General features: G+C 43.2%; 9 protein-coding genes and 1 tRNA gene. All 10 read right to left on the bottom strand.

Annotation, left to right across the window (positions count from 1 at the left end):
• Positions 1-660 precede the first annotated feature (660 nt).
• Positions 661-3,087, bottom strand: coding sequence for a sugar-binding domain-containing protein (locus F0145_RS10470; RefSeq protein WP_150088353.1), 2,427 nt, complete (start codon positions 3,085-3,087; stop codon positions 661-663).
• A 420-nt stretch (positions 3,088-3,507) separates the two neighbouring features.
• The gene (locus F0145_RS10465; protein ID WP_150088352.1) at positions 3,508-6,141 is read right to left on the bottom strand and encodes a DUF7133 domain-containing protein; all 2,634 of its coding nucleotides are present in this window, start codon (positions 6,139-6,141) and stop codon (positions 3,508-3,510) included.
• Between the two features lie 170 nt (positions 6,142-6,311).
• Positions 6,312-7,919, bottom strand: coding sequence for a glycoside hydrolase (locus F0145_RS10460; RefSeq protein ID WP_150088351.1), 1,608 nt, complete (start codon positions 7,917-7,919; stop codon positions 6,312-6,314).
• Between the two features lie 95 nt (positions 7,920-8,014).
• Complete coding sequence (locus F0145_RS10455; RefSeq protein WP_150088350.1) at positions 8,015-9,700, bottom strand: RagB/SusD family nutrient uptake outer membrane protein; 1,686 nt, start codon at positions 9,698-9,700, stop codon at positions 8,015-8,017.
• 13 nt (positions 9,701-9,713) lie between these two features.
• Positions 9,714-12,770: a SusC/RagA family TonB-linked outer membrane protein gene (locus F0145_RS10450; protein WP_223815958.1), complete on the bottom strand. Its 3,057-nt coding sequence runs from the start codon at positions 12,768-12,770 to the stop codon at positions 9,714-9,716.
• 317 nt (positions 12,771-13,087) lie between these two features.
• Positions 13,088-17,062, bottom strand: coding sequence for a hybrid sensor histidine kinase/response regulator transcription factor (locus F0145_RS10445; RefSeq protein WP_150088348.1), 3,975 nt, complete (start codon positions 17,060-17,062; stop codon positions 13,088-13,090).
• Between the two features lie 795 nt (positions 17,063-17,857).
• Positions 17,858-17,942, bottom strand: a tRNA-Ser gene (locus tag F0145_RS10440).
• 123 nt (positions 17,943-18,065) lie between these two features.
• Complete coding sequence (locus tag F0145_RS10435) at positions 18,066-18,989, bottom strand: YihY/virulence factor BrkB family protein (protein ID WP_150088347.1); 924 nt, start codon at positions 18,987-18,989, stop codon at positions 18,066-18,068.
• Complete coding sequence (locus F0145_RS10430) at positions 18,989-19,399, bottom strand: acyl-CoA thioesterase (RefSeq protein ID WP_150088346.1); 411 nt, start codon at positions 19,397-19,399, stop codon at positions 18,989-18,991. Before F0145_RS10430 ends, F0145_RS10435 begins: the two co-directional genes overlap by 1 nt.
• Before the next feature lie 138 nt (positions 19,400-19,537).
• On the bottom strand, positions 19,538-20,602 hold the full coding sequence (mltG, locus tag F0145_RS10425; protein ID WP_150088345.1) for an endolytic transglycosylase MltG: 1,065 nt from the start codon (positions 20,600-20,602) through the stop codon (positions 19,538-19,540).
• Between the last annotated feature and the right edge of the window lie 154 nt (positions 20,603-20,756).

Here is a 20,756-nt window from a genome sequence, read left to right as displayed (position 1 = left end):
AAATTTTCCATAAGTTCTTTCTGATAAGAATTTTTTAAAAGGAAGATTTATAATTTAGGATTATGGAAAGGAGCTGCCTAGTGCAGCCTATTCGGGAAGCCAGCATTGCTTCCAGAACTGGAGAGCTAAACCGTTAAATAGAAATACTATTTACAGTCGAATAAAAAATTAAATTTATAGGGCGAAAACACCAGAATATTAAAATATATCACCCTTACAAATAACAGTTCCTGAAATAGAACTGTAGAATATTAGTTGAAAGTAGTCAATTAATTGTATAAAACCAATTTATTTTGTAATTTATTGATATATACATCTAATTACAAACAAGCGCCGGCAATCACAATAAAGAAAAAGGGAATAATTAGATAACTCAGCTTTTTAAGAAAACAGGATAGCCTTCCAAAATTAATAACGGGCGTTACGCAACAGTAAGGATAATATCAACTTTTGATATATTAAACCCCACACCTGTCATTCAGGAGGAAACTATTTAGTAGGCAACCGAATAGTTTCCTCCTAAATGACACGAGTGAGTTACTTAAACTTATATAATTTACAATAATGCGTAACATTCGTTAACAATTAGGGCTTTAAACTCATATTATTATGAAGCTCATTGTCATCGTTACTTGCGATAAAATCTTTACCGTTAACAAATTATTTTACTTGCACCTCCATAGTCTGTGGCTGTAGGCCTGGGGATTGCAGCGTTATTTTTACTGTACCGGCGTTTGGTTGTGCCTGCAAATAACCTAATAGTTTGCCACGATAAGTCTTCCGTTTGTTAGCTTTATAGTCTTCGTGGCTGGTAAGGCTGCCGCTTTCCAGGCCTATCAGTTTAGCCGGTCCTTCTATATTTACCGTTATTTCATTTTCGGCTCCGTATATGGTGTTTCCGTTTTTATCAACTACATCCACTTCTATATGAGCCAGCTCTTTTTTATTGCCAACAAGAGATTTACGGTCGATAGTGGCTTTGAGGGCATAAGGGGCTTCGGTGGTTTTTAACAAGTGTTGGCTTACTTCTTTCCCATTCTTATATCCTTTCACCAGTAGCTCGCCCGGCTGATAATCTACTTCCCAATCCAAAACACGGGCAGTTGCTTGCTTAAATGGTTTTTTCCCTAATGATTTTCCGTTTAAAAACAGTTCTGCTTCCTCTGTATTGGTATAGCAACTCACTTTTATCTTATCTCCTGCTGCCCAGTTCCAAGCAGGTGTTACGGGCCGGAACCGCTGATTTCCAGTTTGCTCTTGTATTTTAGAAGTGGCGATATATACCATCGGCTTATCAGACCAGAGGCTTTGCCGGAAAAAATAATCTGGTTTAGGGAATCCTGCTAAATCCAGTAAGCCCGCCCCGCTGCTACGCACGGGCCAGGACCTTGCTTCTCCCATAAAATCGAAAGCGGTCCAGAGAAATTGCGCTGAAATATAATTGAGCGTGTCTACGGCCAGCCAGGCATCCAGCCCTTTGCCGTTTTCGCTGCCGTAAATAATACGATTCGGGTACTTGGCATGGTCTTCGGGGTAGCGGTATTCCTGGTAATTGTATCCTACCAAGTCTAATGCATCCGGGTAGGTGGTGAAGTTAGACATTACCACGCCCGCCAGGGCAGCCGTTATAGGGCGGGAAGTATCGTATTTTTTGGCTACAGCTACCAAATTCTGGGCTATTTCACCTAACCGGCTGGCAGGAGGATTGTTTGGCTGATAGCCTTTACCGTAAATCTGCGGGTTCCGGCCGGTACTCAGTACTTCATGCGAATACGGATCGTTGGGGTAATCAATTTCGTTGCCGATACTCCACATGATAATAGAAGCATGGTTGCGGCTACGTAAAATCATGTCGCGCAAATCCCGTTCTGCCCACTCAGCAAAATGCTCGTGAGAGCCGTCTTTACCCGGTTTTCCCACATTCCAGCCTTCAATCCATTTGTTCTTGCCTGCCTCCCATTCATCAAACGCTTCGTCCTGTACCAGAAAGCCCATTTCATCGCACAGCTTGTAAATATAATCCTGGTGCGGGTAGTGGCTCATCCGGATAGCGTTGCAACCTAGTTCTTTTAATGCTTTCAGGCGCCTTACCCAAACTTCTTCTGGTACCGCTGCTCCCAAAGCACCTGCATCATGATGGATGCAAACGCCTTTCAGCTTCATAGGCTGACCATTCAGGGAGAAGCCCTTGTTCGCATCGAACTTAAAACTACGGAAGCCTACTTGCTCTTCGTAATCGTCGGTTTTTTTACCGTTTACATAAGAAGCCACATATAGCTTATACAGGTTCGGGTTATCTACCGACCACAACTTTGGATTCTTTAACTGAAAGGACAAAGTGGCTTCAGCCTCCTGCCCTGCTTTGGCCGATACTTGCTGCCGGGCCTCGGCTACCGCTTTGCCTTGCTGGTCGCGGAGTTCGGTTCTTACTTCAATATTAGTTGCTTTTTTAGATTTATTTGCCAGCGAAACCACTACCTGCGCAACGGCATTATTTTGGCTTACTTCGGGCGTGGTGAAGGCAACGCCCCATACATTAATGTGTACCGGCTCGACGGCCAACAGGTACACGTTTCTATAAATGCCCGAGCCTGGGTACCACCTGGAATCGGCAAACTTGGTATGATCTACTTTAACGGCAATTAAGTTCTTGCCTTTCCGGTTCAGGTATTTACTAAGCTCGTAATAAAAGGGCGTATAGCCGCTGGGCCGTTTTCCCAAATAATGCCCGTTAATCCAAACTTCGCTGTTTTTGTAAACCCCATCAAAATAAAGGTATATATTTTTAGCTCTTGCGTAGGGTGCTACTTCAAATGTTTTCCGGTACCAGCCAATACCGCCCGGCAGATACCCCGTACCACTTGCCCACTCTTTACTAAAAGGCCCTTCTATACTCCAATCGTGCGGCAAATCGAGTTTCCGCCAGTTTGCATCATCTAAATTCTCTTTTTCTCCGCCTGTTAAATCACCTTTATGAAATTTCCAGTAATCGTTAAACAGCAGTTGTTGCCGGCCCTGTTGGGCCAGTAGTTCACTTGAAATACCCAGAAATAACAGTGTAAGGAAGAATAAAAATTTAAATTTCATCGTGATGTAGGTTTAAATATTATTTCAGCAACAGGTAAAAGTTACTTTAACAGGCACACAATTTTTAACTAGTTTTTAGGGGAAAAAGAATATTTTTCGGCTACACCGTACCAGGTAAAAGCAGGCATAATATCCGGTAAAGTTTTATATTACGCTAGCTTAAAACGGTAAAATATTCCCGCTAAAGGCGTTTTTATTTGTTGCGGAAATACCTCCCGCCCTCGGTCCTGCTTTGGTTTTATAAAATAATTATCTTTTAAAACTGGCAGCCAGATTGCTCCGGCCACCAATTTTCCACCTAAACAAATTCTCCTTTTATTAACAATATTCTGATTTCGGCAACAAAATCAACCTTGAACTAATATTTTATAGCAACAAGGGCAAACCGAATAGTTGGCTTTGCCTTTTAATCTGAATAATTTATTTTTTCTGTTCCGAAAGGAAAGTAACCAGGGAAGCGAACTCCTCGAACGATAAAGCATTGGCTAAACCAGCCGGCATCATAGATGTTTCCAGTTCCTTGCGGGAAGTAATGTCGCTGGTTTTAATCGTAAATACTTCTCCGGCAATATTGCGCAAAACCAATTGGTTAGCCGATTCGCCGGTAATAAAGCCCATGTAACTCTTGTTGCCCTTGGTGTTTATCAATACGCTGGCAAACCCTTGCGAAATAGAAGCATTTGGCTTTAAGATAGATTCGGCAATTTGTTCACGGTTCATAATTGAGCCAATTTGCCCCATGAACGGCCCTTTCATTTTTTCGCTTTTACTGATACTGTGGCAGGCAATACAACCCTGTTGGGTAAATAAGGCTTTTCCTTTTACCGCATCGCCTTTTAGGTTAGCCACGGCAATCATTACGTCTTCAATAGAAGTTTTACCAATCTGGCCTTTCTGGTTTTTAATTTTTTCCAGGTCTACTTTTGCTTCTTCGGTAATGGCCAGGGTTTCACCACCGCCAAACTCCTGAATTTCCATCCGGTGCCGACCGTTTAGATCCGCAAACAACTGCTTGCCGGTAGCATCGGTTTTATTCCATTCTGCTTTTAAAAATTGCTCAATCTTCGGCGAGGCTTCCCAGGTTATGCCTTTGTAATAGGGGCCGTGCGTATCCGGACGGGTACTCCACCACCACGAAGCATCGTACGGCGCTTCTTTCTTGTAAAGCCGCGATAATGTTATTAAAATCTGGTTCTTCAGGGTTTTATCCTGGGTTTTACCGTAGGCATTCATGAGTCCTTCTACTGCCTCCGGCGTGTGCAGGTAACGCAAAGCCCATAAAGCCAAGGTAGAATTTTCGGTTCCGATGGCTTGCACACAAGCATCCACGGCATTTAAACTTACCAAAGACCGAACCGCTACGTGGGCTGGAATAATGGCGGCATTGGGCGTAGCATGCGGCCCTTCTACGTCTTTGCCAGGGGCTACAAAAGTAGCCGGAACACTTACCGGTAGTAAAGCAGCAGCAACCTCTTTTTTATCTAAGCGGCCTAAACCCACGATGGCTGCCACCTGCACCCGCTCCGAAGCATCTTTTACGCCTGCCAGAAACGGCTCCAGCGGTACTTTGGCAAGATGCGTTTTCCGGTCAGCCAGGGCACGTAAGGCAAACTCGCGCACTGCTGTTTCCTGCGTTAACTTTACCAGGTTTTTAATACCACTTTCTCCGGCCGCCTGGGCGTAGGTGTATATGCCGGCTACCCGGTTGGCCAAAGGTAATTTTTTGTTTGTAGCCACTTGCCAGGCCGCTTTGGTAGCTTGTTTTACCGGCCGGGTTAGCAATTCCTGCGAAGCATTTAAACGCGCAACGGCGCTGGGAGAAGTTAGCAAAGCCGCCAGATCCTTAACCGAAGCTTGCTTCAGGTTAGGAAAAGCTTTATAGTTCCAGTTTTGCGGTACGGCCCGCACCACCTGCCCTTTATTTGGGTTACCGGAATAACCAGCTCCATCCCAGGCGGCCAGATACATCCGGCCCGAACCATCTACGTCTAAATCCGATATCTGCGGCAAAGAGATAAATTCTTCCTCCTTTTGTTTAAAGCTGGCTTTATCTGGTGTTACCCGGTGAATGTACAGATGATTCCGGCCCCAATCGGCCATTAAAGATACCTGGTTGTATTTGGCCGGCCAGCCGGGTTCGTCCAGGAACAAGGCACCCGTTCCGGAACCGCCACCCAAGTCTACCAAAGCCGGAATAATTTCATCGGTAAAATGCTGAAATAATACCGGGTAGCCGTATTCACCGGATTGCACCTGGTGGCTAAAACGAATGTTCCAGCCGCCGCCATCGTTGGTATTACCTCGGGTAAAAATATTCATAAAAGGGTCGATGGCTACATCGTAAATATTACGCATGCCGTGGGAATATACCTCCATTTCGGTACCATCGGGCCGAACGCGTACAATGCCGCCGCCCAGCATGGTTAATTTTTTACCGGTTCGGTCTACCGCATCATGAAAGCCAAAATCGCCAACAGCAATGTAAATCCAGCCATCAATTCCCATCCGGATGTTGTTGGTGGCGTGGTCTACGCCGCGTTCCTGAATAAATTTGGCGTTGCTGATGTGCTCAATTAAAGGTTTGGAAGGGCCATCGGCTACGCCATCCTGGTCTTTATCTTCAAAAACTACCAGGTCCATGCCGGTGGCCAGGCCGGTTTGTTCTGAGAAAACCGCATGCAAAACGTATAATTTATCGCCTAAAGCAATAATGCCGCGGGGGTTATTAACTTTAGCGAAAGTAGTGTGCTTATCTACTTTGCCGTCGTTATCGGTATCTACTAATCTAACAATGCTACCCAGATTTGGCTTTTTACCCAGGGAGCCTTGCATATCTACGCCCACAAAAACTTCGCCGGTGGGTGCCACCGCTAAACAAGCCGGGCTGGGCGTTAAATCAGGGCCCGCAAAATTTGTAACCTTAAGTTCACTTGGAAAATTGGGCACCTTAGCCACGCCAAGTTTCGTTTCCGGTTTTTTAGTAAAGTCCCATTTTTCGCCGGTACTAAACGTAAACAGAAAAGCTGTAATAAAGCTTAATGAAATCTTCAACATATTATTTTAATTTGAAATAGCACAAATCTGTACAAAATATTAGCTTCTTTCCCACCAAGCAATAATACCCGGCTGAGATTATTCCTAGCCCATTTAAAACTCCCAGCAGGCGCACTCCTCCGGTAGAACTTTCCGGCTATTGTTAGAAGGACGATAGTATTTTTAAAATATTATTGTAAGTCGGATACCAGCGTGATTACTGAACGGGCATCTACTGTTATTGCTTCGTCTATATTTTGGATGGCGCGTGGCTTCAGGTTACTGGTTTCTGAAGTTACATAGCCGTTAATATTTTTAAGACCAGCTCCGGTTAGGCGCAACTGAACCGGTACCGGCTTAATACTTTGATTAACCAATACCGTTATTAACTTATTTTGCGCGTTATCGAGGTAAGATGATGCCACTAATAAATTTTCCGTTTCCCGTGGTCCGCCGGAAAGTTGCACCTCCAGCCGTTCTGCGCCCGGCCGGATAAAACGGCTGTAATTACCTAAAGCCCAAAGCATTTTACTTTCGTAAAAATTGCCATCAGTAGTTTGTTTATCAATATATATTAAACCGTCCTTATAGTCATAGGGCGAAATGGCCAGCCACCAGTGCCAGGACGATGCATTGGCAAAAACCAAATCGTTGTGAATTACCCGGGCTAAGTAAAGCGCCGAATTCATGCCTAAATCACGTTTATTGCCATTAATTTCGCCGGCATTATCGCCCAAAATACAATATTCCGACTGCCAGAACGCTAGTCCCGGCACAGAAGCTACTTTGCTGGCCAGGGCTTTACGGGCCGCTATGGCCTCCGCAACCGGCGAAGTAGTAAAATAACTATGGCCCGATATTACTTTACTTACCTGCGGCAAATCCCCGAGGTAGTTGGGAGAAGTATTATTAAAAAAAGCATCTATCTGGTTTCCCCGGTTGGGTTTATCGGCAACTTCGTAGAGATAATTTATTTTGCCAGCTTCGGCTATATCAATTTTAGTTTGCAGATTTCTCCGGCCCAGCGACGTGTTAAGTGCTCGAACAATACCGGCAATATGCTCATTCATAAAAGGGGTACCTTCCTGGCCGCCATCGCTCCAATCCCATTGTGGCTCATTTACCGGGCTAATGTAGTTAAACCTAATTCCGTGTACGCGCTCCACCCCTTGCATAACATCGGCCATATAATCGGCGAAAGCATCGTATTTGGCGGGAGATAAATTAGGATTTCCATCTGTGGCGTAGGCTTTCTGATTAATAGTAAAGTTTACCGGCGGGCTGTTGGGGAAAGCCAAAAATTCTTTTACCCCACGTTGCTGCGCTGCTTTTAAAAACCAAACCTGACCGGCTTGCTGTTGCCAGTTGTAGCTACCATCTGTATTTAAAAACGATTCGGCCCGGCGCCAGGCATCTTGTATACCGCTTTGCTCGCCCTGCTGCGCACTACCAGCACCTAAGTTAAAACGCCACAAAGACAACCCAATTCCTTTGGGTTGGCCATTAATATCCAGTTCGGTACTAAAAAGTAAATCGGCGATGGCATTTTTTTTGGCATCGGGCCAGTTGCCCACAAACTGGCAGGCCCAGGCATCGGAAGCCGCAAAATTGCTCACGCGCTGGTATCGTTTAGTAGCATCTATTTGCACCAATGCTGTTGGTTGCGGGTCATCCTGGCTATTACCTGTTATTTCATTGGGTGCTTTCTTACAACCCGCCAGTACCAGTAAACAGGTTAACAGGGCCGTTGCGGGTATATAAACGGTCTGTTTTTTTAACCGATTAAATATTTTAAACATAGAAATTCTGAAATTACCTATCTGTAACGGGAAAGGATAGAATAAGCAAGGTGCCACCAGCGGCAGCACCTTGCTTTGTAGATAATGAGGGAATATTAATAACCGGGATTTTGTTCTAACTTAGTTCCGGAAGCCTGAATTTCTGCTCTGGGAATAGGCAGCCAATAATGCTTTTCTTCGAACCGCCGTCCTTCTAAGGCTACTTTCTGAGAATAAACAAAATTATTGCCCTGCTTGGTTATATCCATACCGTAGGCCGGTACGTTTTCGGTAGTAGAAGCAATTAACCAACGGCGCACATCGTAAAAGCGGTGCTCCTCAAAAGCAAGTTCTACCTGGCGTTCATTCCTGATACGTTCCCGCATAGCGGTCTGCGACAGCCCTTGTGGAAGCGGTGGCATATTAACAGCCTGGCGTTGGCGAACCAAATTAACAGCGGCGTAAACCGATGCATCCGGGCCAACTGCCTCATTTTGCGCTTCGGCATAGTTTAACAAAGTCTCGGCGTAGCGGAAATAAATCCAGGGTTGGCGGCCAGCTACGTTCCACGGATTTTGGATAGGGTTATTTTCATCCATAAACTTACGCAGGTAATAACCGGTTTGCGAAGTATTCCACGAAGATGGACCATCTTTGCTGTCTTTTCCACCCGAGGTAAAAGTTTCTACGGGTCTGCCGCGGTAAGTAGCGCCATTATACAAAATGGTGGCGTAAAAACGCGGATCACGGTTTTCGTAAGGAGCTTGCGGATTATAGCCGGAGGCCGGATCTTTGGTAAGCATACCGTTTTTCATTTCGTAGGCATCTACCAGGTTCTGTAAAGGCGTGTTGCCACCCCAGCCATCGTAGCCGTTAGGGCCGTTGGCAATTTCGAGGGCCGTATGGCGTGAATCTAAATTATAATACCGGGCAAATATTATTTCGGGGCTTTTGCCGGCCTCATCCACAAACATGGTTCCGTAATTAGGGTCTAAACTATACTTGCTCAAGTCCATAACAGCTTTTGCCGCATCGGCCGCTTGCTGCCAGGTAACCGTAGTACCATTTTGTTTGTAAAGCGGGCTGGCAGCATAAAGCAATAACCGGGATTTTAAAGCTAAAGCCGCCCCTTTGGTGGCTCTTCCTTTTTGCCAGGTATTGCTGTTATTTAAAGGCAAAGCAGCAATTGCTTCGTCTAACTGCGCGGTTACGTACTGGATGCTTTCCTGTAAACCAGAACGCTGAAACAAAACCGGATCGGTAAAGTCTTCGCCTAACTGGGCTACCTTATCACCTAAAAGCACCACCTGGCCATAATTCCGGATCAGGTCGTGGTACCGGAAAGCCCGGATAAATTTTAATTCGCCGGAGATTAAGTTTTTGTGCCCCTGGCTCATGGCTACTTTATCCAGGTTAGCTAAAGCATAATTTACTTCCCGGATGCTCCGGTAACTTCTGCCCCACAACGAACCCGTAATACCGGTGTTTTCCGGTGCTAACTGTCCCCGCTGAATAAGCCAGGTAAAATCATCGCTCCGGTAAATAGATTCATCGGTTAGCGAACTCCACATGGCATATTCGTAACCCCGGCCAAATCCCGGAGGCGCTCCGTCGGCTTCTTTATCCTGCAGTCTGGCTGTTAAGTAACGGTTTATTACAAAAGCTTCAAACAAGACCGAATCGGCAACAATGGCTTCATCCGAAACCCGATCGGTTGGGGTTACATCTAAGAAGTTTTCTTTACAGGACGAAAGAAAGGATGCTAACCCAAGCGTTAATAAAATATATTTTTTAAGTTTCATCGCTTATTTTCTATTAAAATTTAACATTCACGCCCAGGTTCACAATTCTTTGCTGCGGGTAAAACTGCGCATTAGAGGAGCTGGTTTCCGGGTCGAAATCTTTTATTTTGGTGAACGTAGCCAAGTTAAAAGCATTCGCATACAACCTTACATTAGAGATTTTGATGCGGGATAATACTTGATCGGGCAGGTTATAGCCTAACTCCACGTTTTTCAGGCGCAGGAACGCAGTATTATACAACCAAAAATCGCTGGGGTACAATCCGCCGCTAATAGCCGAGCCGGTGCGGGTATCTACCCGCGGATAAGAACCATTCGGGTTGGTAGGGCTGTACCGGTTATCGGCCCAAGTGCTAAAGAAGTTACCGCTAATTCCTACATCGGGCAGCACATATTGCCGTGCCCGGGCTTGCCCCTGGAAAAGCACCGATAAATCAAATCTGTTGTATTCTGCCCCTAAGTTTAAACCGTACATAATCTGCGGAATATTACCCAGTTCGGTTCTAACCATATCATCAGCGGTTATTTTGCCGTCTTTGTTGTAGTCTTCGTAAATCAGGTCGCCTAATTTGGCGTTCGGATCGTGCGGATATTTGTCTAATTCGTCCTGGGTGCGGAAAATACCAATAGAACGGTAGAGCAGCGAGGTATTAAGCGGACCGCCCGTTTGGCGCTGGTAAGCTAAAACGCTTGGTGCCTCGTCTATAAATACAATTTTGTTTTTGGCGTAAGTTAAATTACCCGAAATATTGTACTTGAAATTGCCAATACTTTTGTTGTACCCCAAAGTAGTTTCAAAACCGTCATTATCTACCTGACCGATGTTTTCGGAAGGTACCAACGGATCAGAACCATACGGGTTTACGATGCCGGTAACCTGGGGCACAGAAGCGTTGCGGCTGGCCAGAATATCTTTCCGTTTCTGCTGGAAGTAAACAAACTCGAAGTTTAAATTATCCAGGAGAATACCACTTATACCAACATCGGTTTTCTGCGATACTTCCCAGGTAATATTTGGGTTAGCTAGTTTGGTAAGATCTAATCCTGGTACTACTTGGCCACCAATTACGTACCGGCTGGCCAGAATATAATTATTTATGAATTGGTTGGAACCTACGTTATCGTTGCCTAACTGACCATAAGAGGCCCGTAACTTTAACTCATCCAGGAAAGCAAATTGGTTTTTAACCCAAGGTTCTTCTGAAATCCGCCAGCCAAAAGAAACGCCCGGGAAGTAACCATAACGGCTGCTGCTGGGGAAATTAGCCGAACCATCTACCCGCATTTGCAGTTCTGCCAGGTATTTTTCTTTAAAATTATAGGCAAAACGGCTCAGGTAACTTTTGCGGGTAAATACCCAGCTCCAGCCGGCATTGCTCCGGTCTTCGGGCCGGGTGCCGCCTTGCGACAGTTCCGGGGTAAGAATGGTAGGGAAGTTTCTTCTGCCGGCTTCAAAATGCTCTAAGCGGTTTTCGCTTTGCTCGTAACCCACAAACGCATTAATGCCGTGGTTGCCGAACTGGCGCTCAAAATTTAATTTAATATTAGCTGTTAGTAACCCGGTATTTTCCTGAATCTGAGATAGAGAGCCTTTTGGTTCGCCTACCGTTATAGGCCGGTAGTTATTATTTTCGCGGGAATACACTAAGTAGGGCTTTACAAACGACTTGGTAAAGCTTTGGCCCCGGTCAACGGAGTAAAAACCATCTACAAAAAGGCCTTCGAGTACCGGTAAATCGTAACGAGCTCTTAAAATACCATTAAATATCAGGCCCTGGTTTTTATTTAATCCGGCCGCATCGGTTACAATCATAACCGGGTTAATACCACCTTCTACCCCTTGCGAGGGCAGACCATTGGAATAATAAGCCGGAATAAACGGATAAGCCCGATAGGTTTGCCAAAAAATGCCGCCGGCACCTTGCTGCGGAAACTGCCGGTTCTCTTGTCGGCCAGCCAGCGATAAACCAATATTGAACCGCTTGGTGATGTTGGCATCCAGGTTGGTTCTGAAATTATATTGCTTGTAATTCGTAGCGCCATTTTTATAAAGTCCGTCCTGGTAAACGGTTCCCAGCGATGCAAAATATTTAACGTTTTCGGTTCCGCCGTTTATAGATAAATTCTGGCGGTTTTGCAGCGCATACGGGTTTAAAACTTCTTTTAACCAATTGGTATTAGGGTAGTTATCCCGATCAGAACCGTTGCGGAACAACTCTATTTCGTCTGCGGAATAACGCTGATTTAAGCCGCCGGCTGGTTTATTGTAGTAATCAATCTCGTTTAAAATAGTACCATACGTGGCTGCATCGGCAAATTTGGGTAAACGGGTTGGTGAAGAAAACCCTTGGTTGAAGCTATAGGAAACTACCGGTTTACCGGTTTTACCTTGCTTGGTGGTTACCAATATTACCCCGTTGGCGGCACGGTTACCGTATATAGCAGCAGAAGCATCTTTCAGAACTGTAATGCTTTCAATATCGTTGGGGTCTAACCGGTCTAAACCGCCAATCTGGCCCGGTACGCCGTCTACTACAACCAGAACATCGTTATTGCCGGTGGTGGCTAAACCTCTTACCCGAATTTGGGCACCATCGTAGCCGGGCTCCCCGCTCCTATTATTTATAATTACCCCGGAAACCCGGCCGGCTAAAGCATTCGAAAGGTTAGGTTGCGGGCTTTTATTTACGGCCTCACCTTCTACTTGCGAAATAGAACCGGTTACGGTAACTTGTTTTTGGGTACCATAACCGATTACCACCACTTCGTCTAAGGCCTTGGCATCGGTTTTTAAAGACACATTAATGGTGGTTTGGTTATTTACCGGTATTTCTTGTGTTAGATAACTAATAAATGAAAACACCAGCGTACCACCGCCAGCCGGCACTTGAATCTGGTACGTACCATCAGGGTTGGTTGTGGTTCCGTTGGTGGTATTTTTTAACAGAACGGTTACGCCGGGCAGGCCGGCACCGGCTTCATCGGTGACTTTGCCGGTGACAAGTTGTTCCTGGGCCATGGCCACAGAAACCTGCAAGATTAGCAGAGGCAACAGTAACAGGAGCCTCATACCTTTTAGTAGTTTTGTGTGCATTTGCGTGGTAATTAATTTGACATTAATTCAATTTGTATTGAAACACAGGCAGGAAAATGAACCCTGAAGAATACAACAGCGCCCATAACTTTTCTGGGTTTCAACTCGTCAAATTAACGGCATTTACCACCAGCAAACCGGGGATAAACTAATATTTAGGGGGGGACAAATGGGTAATTACCCGGTAATCAGGATCTAGTTTTCGTGTAAATTTTTGAAAATATTTACAGTTTTAAACTTTATAAATATTAATATTTCAAATAAAAGACCTATTATTTGAAAAATTACCAATATTACGAAACAACCATTGATTGTTTTATAAACTCAGAGGGGTTACAGCCAAATTCTTTCAAAAAACACTGCCGGAAATATTTATCGTCATTAAAACCTACCTGGTAACCTACTTCGAAGACTTTGAATTTACCGGTTTTTAAAAGCTTCGCCGATTCCTGAATGCGGAGCGATCTTAAGTACTCGACCGGAGAAACACCCGTAAGCATTTTAATTTTTTTATAGGCCAAAGACCGGCTCATGTTCAGGGCCGCTGCCAGTTCATTCACATTAAATTCCGGGTTATCTAAGTTCTCTTTCAGAATTTCGTATATTCTTTTCAGGAATTTTTCATCAACGGTTTTAACTTCTTTTTCAGCCTGCGGATTATTCAGGTTAAAGAGATTCAGGTAAAACTTTTTAAGCTGTTCCTGCGATTTTAACAGGTTTTCTATTTTAAGTTTTAACAACTCCGGACTAAACGGCTTGGTTAAATAAGCATCAGCACCGGTTTCCAGGCCTTCTTTCTGGTGGGTAAGCGCTGTTCTGGCGGTTAAGAGTACCACCGGAATATGGCTGGTTTGAATATTTGCTTTTAACTTATTGCATAAAGTTATGCCATCCATTACCGGCATTTTTACATCGCTAATAATTATATCGGGGTGCTGCGCCAAGGCTAAATCTAGTCCCTCCTGCCCGTTGGCCGCTTCTATAATAATAAATTTTTCTTCGAGGTAGTACTTTAGAAATTTGCGGATATCTGCCTCATCTTCTACAATAAGAATCTTTTTAAGCCCTTTTTTAGAACTGTTTGGGTTAAGGTTAGTTAGTTCTTCTTCCGTAAAAACAGGTAGTGCACTTTCTGCCAAAATAGCCGGCGTTTCGTCTGTACAAATTTCTGCCTGATTTAAATGTGCCGTTCCCAGCGGAATTTTAAACTCAAAAACAGACCCCATTCCTTCCTTGCTTTGAACAAATATTTCGCCTTTGTGTAACTGTACCAACTTCTTAGCTAAAGCCAGCCCTAAACCAGAACTCATAGAGGTTACGGGATCTCCCTGGTAAAACCAATCGAAAATATGTTTTTGCTGGCTTACAGGAATGCCAATGCCATTGTCTTTCACCTCAATTTTCACAAAGCCGGCGGGCCCTTGCGGAGATAACCTAGCTTCCGTTTGCACGCATACTTCTATTTTATTGCCTTTGCCAATATATTTAAAGGCATTGGCCAATAAATTGGTAATTACCATTTCCAGTTTTTCTTTTTCAAAATAAGCCAAGACTGGTGTTTCCGGCGTTTTTAAAGAATAGCTAATCTGGTTTTTATCTGCTAAATGGCCAAAAGAAAGAAATATTTCCTGCGTAAAGGCCACTATATCTGCTTCTTTCGCTTTTAAAACCATACTGCCTGCTTCTACTTTGCGGTAATCGAGCAATTGGTTTATCAGGTTTAATAGTTTTTGGGCATTTTTGTGGACTAGCTTTAATTTTTTGCCGGTTTCGGGGTTGGCTTCCTTGCTTAATAAATCGTCCAGGGGGCTCAAGATTAAGGTAAGCGGCGTTCTGAACTCATGGGAAACCTCCGTAAAAAAGCTTAATCGTTCCCGGGCAATCCGCCGTTGTTTGCGGCTCTGGGCTTTGGCTAGCGTTAACCGACGCCTTAGTCTTTTCTGCCGGTTATACAGCAGCACCAGGCCATAAATAAGTAAGGCGCAACAAATTATATAAATAACATAAGCAAGGGGCGTTCGCCAAAAAGGAGGTAAAACCGTAATTTGCACCGAAGTAAAATTTGCCGGCCAGCTCGTATCCTGGTTAGAAGCTTTTACCATGAAGGTATAAGAACCGGGTTCCAGGTACCGGTAAGTGGCGGTGCGCTGTTTACCCACGTAATTCCAGTCCTGATCCAGCCCTTCCAGTTTATAGGCGTAGTTAATATTTTCGGGTTCCACAAAATCCAGGGCGCCAAATTCCAGGGTAAACACCGATTGATCGGGTTGTAAGGTTATGTTGGATTTTTCTATAACATGCTGCTCCAGTTGGCCAGTATTACCGCGTTTACCATAAAGTTGCAAATTATTTATAAACGCTTTGGGCGCACTTAATTTCTCGGTTAACTGCCCGGGATAAAAAAGATTAAATCCTCTGGTGCCGCCAAAGCCCAGAATACCTTCTTTTGCATTAGTAATAAGCGAGGTGGCGTTAAATTGCCCGCTTTGTAAACCATCTGTTGCGTCGTAATTTAAAATGGCTGAGGTTTTTTCTGATATTTTGGAGAGGCCTTTGTTGGTGCTAACCCAAATATTCCCGAAATAATCAGGCTGAATGGCATAGATGGTATTATTAATCAGCCCATTATTATCATTAAAATGCCAGACTTTTTTGGCGGGAATATAATATTTAAGCAATCCATCTTCTTCGGTACCAATCCAGAGGTTTTGGAGCTTATCTAAAGAAAGAGATAAAACCGTTTGACTCCCTATTAAATTCTTATCTCCTTTTTTCAGAGTAACCGTTTTAAAGAATCCTTTTTCCGGCAGAAATTCTAATATTCCGCCGCCGTAAGTTCCCAGCCATAATTTTCCGTTTTCTTCTTCGGCAATGGCTCTTACATCGTTAGAGGTTATTTTACTATTGCGGGTATTATAATTTTTAAAAGTTTTGGATGCAGGATTAAATTGGCTGAGGCCACCACCATTGGTACCAATCCAGAGATTTTTATTTGAATCTTCATAAAGAACGCGCACATCATTCCCGCCCAAGGATTGCGGATTATTAGGGTCGTGCTTAAAATTTATAAACGAGTCGGTTGCTTGCTGGTACAAGAACAAGCCCTCTGAATAAGAACCAAACCACAAATTACCCCGGCTATCTTGCAAAGCACAAAGAATGGCATTATCGGTCAGTCCGTTATTAGTGCTTTTATCGTAATGGTTTAATATTTCCCCGTTCGGCCGGCAACGGTATAATCCGTTGCCATCGGTTCCTAACCAGAAGTTTCCTACCCTATCGGTACAAGTGCCATAAAAGCGAATATCGTTGTTAAGGTGTAAATTTCGCTGGCGGTCGTACATCCGGAAATTAATAAACTTTTCTTTTGCACTGCTAACCATGGCAATGCCATTGCCCACGGTACCCACCCAAATATTCTGGTTTTTATCTTTGTAAAGCGCCTGCACCGAACGTTGGGTCAGCCGCCGGATGCCATCCTGGCTTTTAACTTCCGTAAAAGCCACCGCAGCGGGGTTTCTATGTTTTAGCTGTCTTAAATCAAGTTTATATACGCCCCCATCCTGAACGCCCACCCAGAGCATTTCCTTATGGTCTTCGAGCAAGGATAAAATTATACTGCTATTGTTGAAATATTGCGGGCCCTTAAATAAGAAAAAATTATTTTTTGCCCGATCGTACCTATACAAGCCGTTGGCGGTTCCTACCCAAATATTGCTTAAGTTGTCTTCGTAAATACATTTAATGCTTGCTGCCGGCAAGTCATTTATCAAAGGCAAGCTTATGTTCTCCTGCACTACCCCGTTGGCCACCTTAAACACCTGAATACCGGCATCCTGGGTGCCTATCCATAACCAGCCTTTGGTATCTTCATAAAGGCAAATAATTTTATGACTGGCTAAGGCCGGTAATACCTGTTTATTATAAGCCGAAAAAGTATTTTTATTCCGGTGGAAATAAGAGAACCCGGCATTATAAGAAGCAATCCAAAGGTTTCCAGAAGCCGACTCTGTTATATCACTAATATCATCGCCGACAATAGAAGCACTTAATTTAGCTTGATGACGATAATGGGTAAACTGTTCTTTTTGGGGTTCAAAACGGTTTAATCCGCGCCGGGAGGAAACCCAGATTACGCCTTTGGAATCAGTAAAAACTTTTCGGACGAAATTACCAGCCAGGCTACTTTTATTTTCCGGGTTATACTTAAAGGTCTTAAACTTATAACCATCAAACCGATTTAGGCCATCTTCTGTCGCAAACCACATCAGGCCCCTTTTATCCTGGGTAATACTGGTAACTATACCCAACGATAAACCATCCTCAACACTATATTTCTTTATTATGTTTTCAGGTTGATTTAAGGTAAAACCCGAGAATAGAGAATATATTCCGGATAAAAGAAGCAGGTAAATATTCTTTCTCAGCCGCTGATTGGTATTCCTAAAAATATACTTTTTATAAAATTTCAAAACAGATAATTAGTTCAAGGCATTAAAATATTTCCTGGTTGAATCCACCTATAAAAATATTGAGCAGTTATAAAATGGAGGGAGAAGCAATTTTTACTTGATTATTATTGAGCGGCCTAACTTACTCGCCACAACCAAGTTTTATTGAATTCGTGGGTGACGCAGTAAAAACTGTACCGGTGAGTAGTAAGTTTCACTTCAGTAGTTTTATAGAATAAATAGTTTCAAATTTAATTTAAATAAAGCATACTGTCAACCGGTAAACGTAACTGCTGGTCTTTACGCTGGATTTCATGCTGTTCCTGCAGGGTAAAATAGCTTGAGTTAATTAGCTCTATATTAATTTGTTGTAAACTAATAACACGTAACTTCTAATTGTACCTATTCAGGCAGTTAATTATCTGATGGGCATAGATGGCACATGCCATAAAGTTCTGGGGAAATTGCTTTAAGCAGATGCGGTTAAAATATTTGTAAAAAACTACAACTTACCACTTACTTATGCAAGAATGAATAATTTGGTAGCATACAGAAATGAAAAAAGCCTACAAATATTGTATTTGCAGGCTTTTAACTGTTTTGATTAATCCGCAGAGAGAGAGGGATTCGAACCCCCGGACCTGTTACAGTCAACGGTTTTCAAGACCGCCGCAATCGACCACTCTGCCATCTCTCTAAGTGGGAACAAAAGTATACGTTTAACTTTTATTTTCAAAACGAAACGAAAAAAATTTCCGCAAGTTTCAGGGTAATATTTTAAACAAAAAACCAGAAAAAGCCCTTTTATCTACCTAAAATATTATCTTTCAAGGCGTTTGGTTACCGAATCAATGCTGACATTTATTTCGAAACCTAAAATTAAAATCATCGAAACAAAGTCTAACCAAATCATTAAACCCACCAAAGCCCCAATGGAGCCATAAAAATGGTTATAGGTATCGAAAATACTGATGTATAAAGAAAATAACCAGGATACCAAAAATATTAAAAGGGTAGCCACCACGGCGCCGGCCGAGAAAAAAGGCCACTTATCGTGAATGGCCGGTACGTAATAATAAATAGAGCAGGTGGCTATTAAAAACAGAAATATGACCGATATATATTTTAGCAACACAATTAAAGAATAGGTGAAGCGTTCAGTAACCACTTCGTAAAATACGAGCACATCCAGAATGTAAGTACCAAAAAATATAGCGGCAATTGCGGTAATCAGAATAAAAGACAAGGCAAAGGTTAGCAAGGTGGCAATTATGCGCTTGCGCAGGTACGTGCGCTTCCGGAAAGTCTTGTATTTTTTGTCGAAAGCATCCATCAGCGACATTATGCCGTTGGTAGAAAGCACCAAGGCAAACAAAAAGTTAACCGACAACAACCCACCCCGGGGAATATTTACAATATCGTTAATGGTTCCGGCGGTGGCTTCATAAATTTCTTTGGGCATAAAATCTTCCATGAAATTCATGATGCTAATATTCAAATCCGGAATAGGAATATAAGGAATAAGCGTAAACAGGAAAATAACCGTCGGGAACATGGAAAGCGTAAAGTTAAACGCCATGTAAGAAGCCCGTTTGGTAATAGAATCGAGTTTGAGCTCGTTCAGCAATACATCCACTACATCGTAAACCGAAGCCTGCCCATTCTGAAAAGTTAATCGTTTCAGAAAGAGCATAAATTTGCGGTACGACCGCCGGTTTTTTACATATTTTCCGGTAATACCCATTAACTGTAATAACTATCTAACTGCGCGAGAATGCTCTGGGGCAAAGCAATGGGCCGGCCAGATTTTACATCTACAAAAACCAACGTCGTTTCACCCACATTTAATAGTTCCTGCGCCTCGTTAAGTACATCGTAATGAAAAAGAATACGGGTTCCCTGGGGTTTGTTTTTTACCTGCACCTTTATGGTAAGTAAATCGTCGTAGCGGGCCGGCTTAATATATTTGGTCCGCATTTCTAATACCGGCATAATAATACCTTCCTCTTCCATTTCCTTATACGAAATACCCAGTTTGCGAAACGCTTCGGTACGGGCTACTTCGTAATACGCAGCAAAATTGCCATAATAAACATAACCCATCTGGTCGGTTTCGGAATATCTTACCCTAATTTGTACTTCGGATTGGAACACGTTTTTTTAAATTATGAATTATGAATGTTTAATAAATAATCCTACTGTTTAAAACAATGACTATGCACTATATCAAATTGATGAAATAGAAATTATTAAACTACGAATTATTCATAATTTATAATTGCTAATTCATAATTACCGTAAAATATTTCGTTCGTTTAGGGCTGCCTGGTAGCGACGGGCATTTCGCAGGTGCTCCGTTTCGTTGCGGGCAAAACTGTGGTAACCCGAAAAATCTTCTTTGGCGCAGAAATAAATATAATCGTGGTGCTCCGGGTTTAGTACGGCGTCTATAGACCGGATAGAAGGCAAATTGATGGGGCCGGGCGGCAAGCCTTTATATTTATAGGTGTTATAAGGCGAATCGGTGCGCAGGTGCACGTTTAATACCCGCCGAATAGTAAAATCGCCAACGGCGTAAACAACAGTGGGGTCGGCTTGCAACGGCATTCCTTTTTCCAGGCGGTTCAGGTATACGCCCGCAATCCAGGGACGCTCATCGGCGTGCTGCGATTGTTCGGCTTGCACAATGGAGGCCAGCGTAGATACCTGGGTTTTGGTTAAGCCCAAAGCTTTGGCCCGTTCTTCGCGCTGGGCAGTCCAGAAGGTATCGTACTCTTTTTTCATGCGCTTTACCAATTCCTGCGCGTTGGTATTCCAGTACAATTCATATGTGTTCGGAATAAACATGGTTAAAACCGTGGTGGTATCGAAACCCAGGGCCTTTACATATTTTTCGTCGGAGAGCAAAGAATCCAGTTCGGTTTGAGTAGCAGATAAATCTTCGCTCAGTTTCCGGGTTAGATCTTTTTTAACCCGAATATTTGTAAACGTGAGTTTAACCGGCGACTGACGACCCGCCCGCAAATCGGAGATTAACTGGTAATTGGTGTAGTTGTTTTTAAGTTCGTAATGACCAGCCTTTACTAATTCAGGATAATCCATGAGTTTGGCCATAAACCGGAACGACAATTTATCAATTATTACATTTTTTTTATCAATCGAATCCATTACTTGCTCAAAAGAAGCCCCTTCCGGAATCCGGATGTAAGCCCGGTCGCCTTTGGTATCTACGTTGGGGGTATAAACAATTTGGTAAGCGTAATAGGAAAAACTTACAAATATTACGGCAAACACAGCCAGAATTACCCGAAATTTACTCGTTGGTGTCTTTTTAATTTTTTTCTTAGAGGTAGTCATGCTACAAAAATAATAAATAAGCTGCTGCCGGTAAGGTGCCCCGGAAATTATTTTGTTTAACTTTATTTGCTGATAAACAAACTATTAATGTAAACTATTCCATTGGGCTTAATATTTTGCGCTCGTAAGTAATTTTTCAAATTAATCTTTGCTG

Source organism: Adhaeribacter rhizoryzae (assembly GCF_008629685.1).
In the GTDB taxonomy this organism is placed as follows: Bacteria; Bacteroidota; Bacteroidia; order Cytophagales; family Hymenobacteraceae; genus Adhaeribacter; species Adhaeribacter rhizoryzae.
Note: the sequence above shows the minus strand (reverse complement) of the source record. Positions and strands in the feature narration are given on the sequence as shown.